The organism is Mycobacterium sp., from assembly GCF_046091765.1.
GTDB lineage: Bacteria > Actinomycetota > Actinomycetes > Mycobacteriales > Mycobacteriaceae > Mycobacterium.
Map to the genome: position 1 here is coordinate 1 of NZ_JBJTCF010000009.1, position 5,063 is coordinate 5,063.

The window sequence follows — 5,063 nt, forward strand, 5'->3', positions numbered from 1 at the left end:
TGGCGCTGCTGTCAACGATGGCATGTCTGAACTCGGTGGCTCGCTGGGCGTCGCCATCCTAGGCTCGCTTCTCGCTCTGGGCTACCGCAACGAGATCGAAGCCCGCGTCGCCGCGGCGGGGGATGCCATCAATGCCATCCCCACCAATGTGGTGGAGGCGGTGCGGGAATCCCTGGCTGCGGGCAGCATCGCGGTGCAGCGACTGACACCCGATCTCGCCATACCCATCCGCGAGGCGGCAGGCGAGGCCTTCGTGTCCGGGATGACGACGGCACTCTTGGTGGGTGGAGCGCTCACCCTGCTGGGATTGGTGCTCGCCTGGTGGTTGTTTCCGTCGAGGGTGGAGCGGGTCGAGGAGTAGCGCTAATCGCTCAGCGTGATGACGCCCTCGGTGACGTCGTACGCGACGGTGAACGCCGAGTAGATCGCGGACGAGGTATTGATCAGCGTGCGACCCGTGGCTGAGACCTTGGCGCGATTGAGTCCGAAGCGCTGACCGGACGTGAAGTTCCACGCGTAGAAGCTCGTGTGTGGGGCACCCATCGAGATGCTGATACCCGAGGCGAGGAATCCGCCGGTGGTGGTGCGCAGCGGTGCGAAGTCGGAGCCCTTGATGAGCATGAAGGGCGCCATGGAGTCAAAGTAGGTGTCGCCGCAGATCTCGGATAGCGCGCCGATGACCCAGCACGCGTCGGCCGCCTGGTCATCCCACAGGGGCACGCCCTGAGGGTCCTGCCCCTGCGTGCGCAGATCGAACGTCGTGAAGGACTGGGCAGGCACATCGGCACCGAGCACAAGAGCGCCGGTGCCACCCGTGCGCGCTGTATTGGGGGTGAAGCGCACCGTCCACTGCCGCCCGACATTGCCCGGGAGTGTGGTCAGCGGATTGGGCAGGTCCTGCCGTGAGAGCCCAATGCCTAGGACGCCCTGGATGCCCTGGGCGGCGGCCTGCTCGGTCCACGAGGACTTGTCCATGAACATGAAGCTGATGGGGTAGTCACCGCGAAGGCCGGAGATGCCGAAGAGGCCAGACCCGATGCGCCCCTGGAGGCGCTCGCCGTCGGCCGCCCAGGTGATGCGTCGATCGGTCATGGTCACCCCCGAGGGCACGGTCTTCCAGGCTCCCGGGAGGAGTCGCAGCCCCACCGATCCGGTATCGACCGTCACGCGGATGGGCTTGGAGTTGCCGATGCGCACCGTGGTCATGCCGTAGAGGGCTTTGGTGATCGGTGCCTGGACGAGGCGGACGGGAACGTCCACCGTGACCGGCGCCGCCACTGTCGGTGCTGCGCCAGCCGGCGGCGTCGTGAGGGCGATGATCAGGGCGCCTCCCGCGAGGGCGACCAGGCTGCGCTTCACTGCACCATCCTCTGCGTCGACGCGGTGGGCCGCATCCGTGCTGCAACGGTCACGTGCGGTGCCAGTATGGGGCATGATTCGGGAACAAAGGCAAGGGAGGGCATCAATGTCGCAGCACGCTGATGAGGGCGGACTCAGTCGTCGCCGACTCCTGCAGGCGGCCGGCATAGCGGCGGCCGGAGCCGCTGCAGCTGGCACGGTCGCGGGGGCGTCGGCGGCCCCGGCCGCGGCTACGCCCCCCTTCAAAGCGCGCGGGCGGCTGCGCCGGCGCCCCAACTTCCTCATCCTGATGGTCGACGAGCAGCGGTATGCCCCAACCTACGAGTCCGCCGAGCTCGCGGCCTGGCGTGCGGCCAACCTGAAGGGGCAGGCAGCGCTGCGCTCGCGTGGCATGGAATTCACCCACCACCACATCATGTCGACGGCATGCCAGCCCAGTCGTGCATCCATCTTCACGGGGCAGTACCCGTCGCTTCACGGGGTGTCCCAGACCTCGGGCTCGGCCAAGGCCTCCATCGAGACCGACCTGTACTGGCTCGACCCGACGATGGTGCCGACCCTGGGGTCGTGGTTCCGTGCGGCCGGCTACGACACGTACTGGAAGGGCAAGTGGCACATCTCGGATACCGACCTCTACCAGCCGGGCTCCTACAACCCGCTGCCGTCCTACACCGACACTGGCGCACGCGATAAGTACCTCGAGGACATCTACCTCGAGGCTGGCATTCTCGAGCGCTACGGCTTCACCGGCTTCATCGGGCCGGAGCCGCACGGCAGCAATGTGCTGAATTCCGCTTCCTCGGCAGGTCTCGGGGGCCAGGGTCGCGACCAGGTGTTCGCGGAGATCAGCGTCGCCCAACTCGAGAAGCTGCGTTCCAACGAGAATCCCTGGCTCATGGTCGCGTCCTTCCTGAACCCCCACGACATCACCCTGTGGGGCACGTTCACGCTGGCGGCCGAGGCGACGGAACAGCCAGGTCACATGTATCTGGCGAGCCAGCTCGTGGGCTCCAACGTGCCCAGGGATCTCTTCACGGATGTCTACCGCCAGTCCTCCACGGAGAGCCTGGCAACCAAGCCGGATGCCCAGGCTAGCTATGTGGGGCTCTATGCGGCGGGCTTCCAGCCGCTGGTCAACGACCTCGCCTACCACCGCTTCTACTACCAGTTGCAGAAGGAAGTCGATCAGCACATCGCACGCCTGATGGCCACCCTCGCCGCTGACCGCGACATGTACGAGAACACGATTGTCATCTACCTCTCCGACCACGGCGAGGTGCTTGGCGCGCACGGCGGGATGTTCCAGAAGTGGCACAACTCCTACGACGAGATGCTGCGCGTCCCCTTCATCTTCCACAACCCCACCCTCTTCCCGAAGGCCGCCGAATCCGACGTCCTGACCAGCCACGCCGACCTGATTCCGACGATGCTCGGCCTCGCCGGGCTCAACGAGCGGGCGCTAGCGCGCAAGCTGCGGGCAACCCACACGCAGGTCCGTCGACTCGTTGGTCGCGATCTGTCCGGGGTGCTCCTCGGCGAGGATGATCCCGATGACCTCCGCAGTCAGCCCGTCTACTTCATGACCGACGACCAGATCTTCCGTGGTGCCCAAAACGTCTCGGGTCTGGGCCTGACCTACGCGCCCGTCGTCCAACCGGCATCCGTGGAGTCAGTGGTGGCCTACCTGCCCACCGGTGCGGACAATGGGATGGAGCGCTGGAAGTACGTCCGCTACTGGGACAACCCGGCGATCTGGACGACGCCCAATGTGCAGGACGTGCTGACGATCGTGCCGGGCCTCGTAGACAAGCCCGGCACCCGTGTTGCCGTGACCACGGTCAAGACCCCCAATCCGACGGACGGCCAGATCGCGCCTCCGGCCGATCAGTTCGAGATGTACAACCTGACGGCCGACCCGGCCGAGCTCACCAATCTCGTGGGGAACGCGGACTACTCGGTGCAGCAGGCGGCGCTCGCCAAGATCCTCACGGCGCAGCGCACGGCCAAGCGCCTCGAGCCCGTCATCATGCCGTGGGCCGATGGCACGGCCAAGCAGTTCCCCTTCGTCCCGACCGCCAGTTAGCGGCGGACGGCGATCGGCTTGACCACCGAGGCGGCCTGGCCCTGCGATTTCGCCGTGATTCGCAGGGTGCCGCTCCGGGTGGGGCTCACCGTGACGGAGTAGCGGCCTCGGGCGCTGGTCGCGCCCGTGCCGAGCTCCTTGACGTTGCCGGTCGAGGAGACCCACACGACGCGCACCTTGGCATTGGCTACGGGTTCGCCCCCGCGCAGCACCCTGCCTGTCACGTCGGTTGACTTCCCGGCCCGCACAGAGCTGTCGAAGCCTGCGGTCAGGGTCAGCGGCGGCGCGATCTCACGGCGCATCTGTGCGTAGAAGCCGTCCAGCACGAAGCCGAACTCCCACACGGCCAACCCGGCGATGGCCTGATCCCTGACGATTCCTGCCTTGAGTTTCGCGCCCCTGGTGTCCTCGAACCACACCTCGCGCTCGGCTCTGCAGGTGACCGCGACACCGCCCGCTATGCCGGCGGTGTCGATCCAGTAGCGGAAGGTGTATTCGCCGTAGGTCGCGTCCCACGTGGGCGTCACCTGCTCGCGTGCGGCGATCTCCCGGGCACGCTCCAGGGACTGGCTCATCATCGAGCTGTCGGTTGGCGTCCAGCCGGTCGGGCAGTCGCCCTTGACCACGTAGGAGCCATTGGCGTTTTGCCGTAGCCAATTGCGGGAGTACTGCGGGACCCCGAGCCAGATCTTGCGCCGGTTTGCCGGAGTCGCCGTGGCGACTTGGGCAATCGCCGACTCGGTCACCTTCTGGGCCCATGGATACGGACCGATCGGCCCGGGCGAGGAATAGCTGTAGTCGTAGGCCATGATGCGCAGCCGGTCGATGGAATCGATGATCTCGTCCCAGGCGTACACCCAGTAGCCGGAGCCGGGGTTCGGATCGCCGTTCGCCAGGAATGGGTAGGAGCCCGCGGGCACCGTGGCCGATAGCAGCAGTCCCCAACTACGTCCAGCGTGTGGCCGCCCTGTCGAGCATCGTGACGACGTTCAATCAGGACTTCGCGGATAGCAAGAACGGAACGCCGTGGGCGCAGATCGCCGCCAAGCCCATCTCGGCACTGCGTGCCGGGGCCGCGCCTTCAGGTAGAACCGCCAGCGAGCGAAGCTGGACGCGGACATTCCCGGTCCTCTGCGGCGCGCTACCGACGAGCGACGGACCGGTGCCCGCGCCCGACTGGTGATGGCGTGCCCCCGGCAGGATTCGAACCTGCGCACAAGGTTTAGGAAACCTCTGCTCTATCCCCTGAGCTACGGGGGCTCGTACGCGCCTCAGCGCGAGTGGGAGGTCTCATTGTGCCGGATGGCCGGTGCGCCATCGCTCCCGGCGACGCTCTCGCGGGGGAGGGGAAACCAGCGGAGTGAGTCGAAGTCTGCGTTGAGGCTCGCGTCGGCTGTGAGTGGTGGCAACTCCCGCAGGAGTTGCCGGGCCTGTTCGAGATGGTCGCGCAGGGCCGACGGGGGCAGCCGGTCATCGTGTCGCGGGTAGCGCAGCACGCCGTCGGCGTCATACGACAGGTCGGTCATGCGCAGGGGCGGCTCGACCGGCCCGAGATGGTGACGCCACAGGCCGGTGGCCGGCTCGAAGCGGTAGAGCGGAAGCAGGCGCTCGCCGGAGTCGG

4 protein-coding genes, 1 tRNA gene and 2 pseudogenes are annotated in these 5,063 nt (G+C 66.9%); 3 read left to right on the forward strand and 4 right to left on the reverse strand.

All coding sequences use genetic code 11. The annotated features are described in order from the left end of the window. Window positions 1-361, forward strand: a pseudogene (locus tag ACKOB8_RS00760) (hypothetical protein); the annotation flags it as partial. A gap of 2 nt (window positions 362-363) precedes the next feature. Here ACKOB8_RS00760 and ACKOB8_RS00765 read toward each other — a convergent pair. Continuing rightward, window positions 364-1,359, reverse strand: a complete 996-nt coding sequence (locus tag ACKOB8_RS00765) for a hypothetical protein (protein ID WP_526374640.1) — start codon at window positions 1,357-1,359, stop codon at window positions 364-366. 106 nt (window positions 1,360-1,465) lie between these two features. On the opposite strand from ACKOB8_RS00765, the gene ACKOB8_RS00770 reads away from it, so the two are divergent. Beyond that, entirely contained in the window at window positions 1,466-3,442 is a 1,977-nt protein-coding gene (locus tag ACKOB8_RS00770) for a sulfatase-like hydrolase/transferase (protein ID WP_526374642.1), read from the forward strand. Here the strand turns inward: ACKOB8_RS00770 and ACKOB8_RS00775 are convergent. Next, on the reverse strand, window positions 3,439-4,380 hold the full coding sequence (locus tag ACKOB8_RS00775) for a glycosyl hydrolase family 18 protein (protein WP_526374646.1): 942 nt from the start codon (window positions 4,378-4,380) through the stop codon (window positions 3,439-3,441). The two genes, ACKOB8_RS00770 and ACKOB8_RS00775, sit on opposite strands and share 4 nt — an antisense overlap. A gap of 20 nt (window positions 4,381-4,400) precedes the next feature. Between ACKOB8_RS00775 and ACKOB8_RS00780 the strand changes: the two genes are divergently transcribed. Beyond that, a complete protein-coding gene (locus tag ACKOB8_RS00780; RefSeq protein WP_526374644.1) occupies window positions 4,401-4,625 on the forward strand; it encodes a hypothetical protein in 225 nt (74 codons plus the stop codon). A gap of 5 nt (window positions 4,626-4,630) precedes the next feature. On the opposite strand, the gene ACKOB8_RS00785 is transcribed toward ACKOB8_RS00780, so the two are convergent. Next, window positions 4,631-4,702, reverse strand: a tRNA-Arg gene (locus tag ACKOB8_RS00785). Window positions 4,703-4,713: 11 nt separating this feature from the next. Then, a pseudogene (locus tag ACKOB8_RS00790) lies at window positions 4,714-5,063 on the reverse strand (hypothetical protein); the annotation flags it as partial.

Coding starts and splice junctions, on each gene's coding strand:
- ACKOB8_RS00770 (WP_526374642.1), top strand. CDS start 1,466: ATGTCGCAGCACGCTGATGAGGGCGGACTCAGTCGTCGCCGACTCCTG.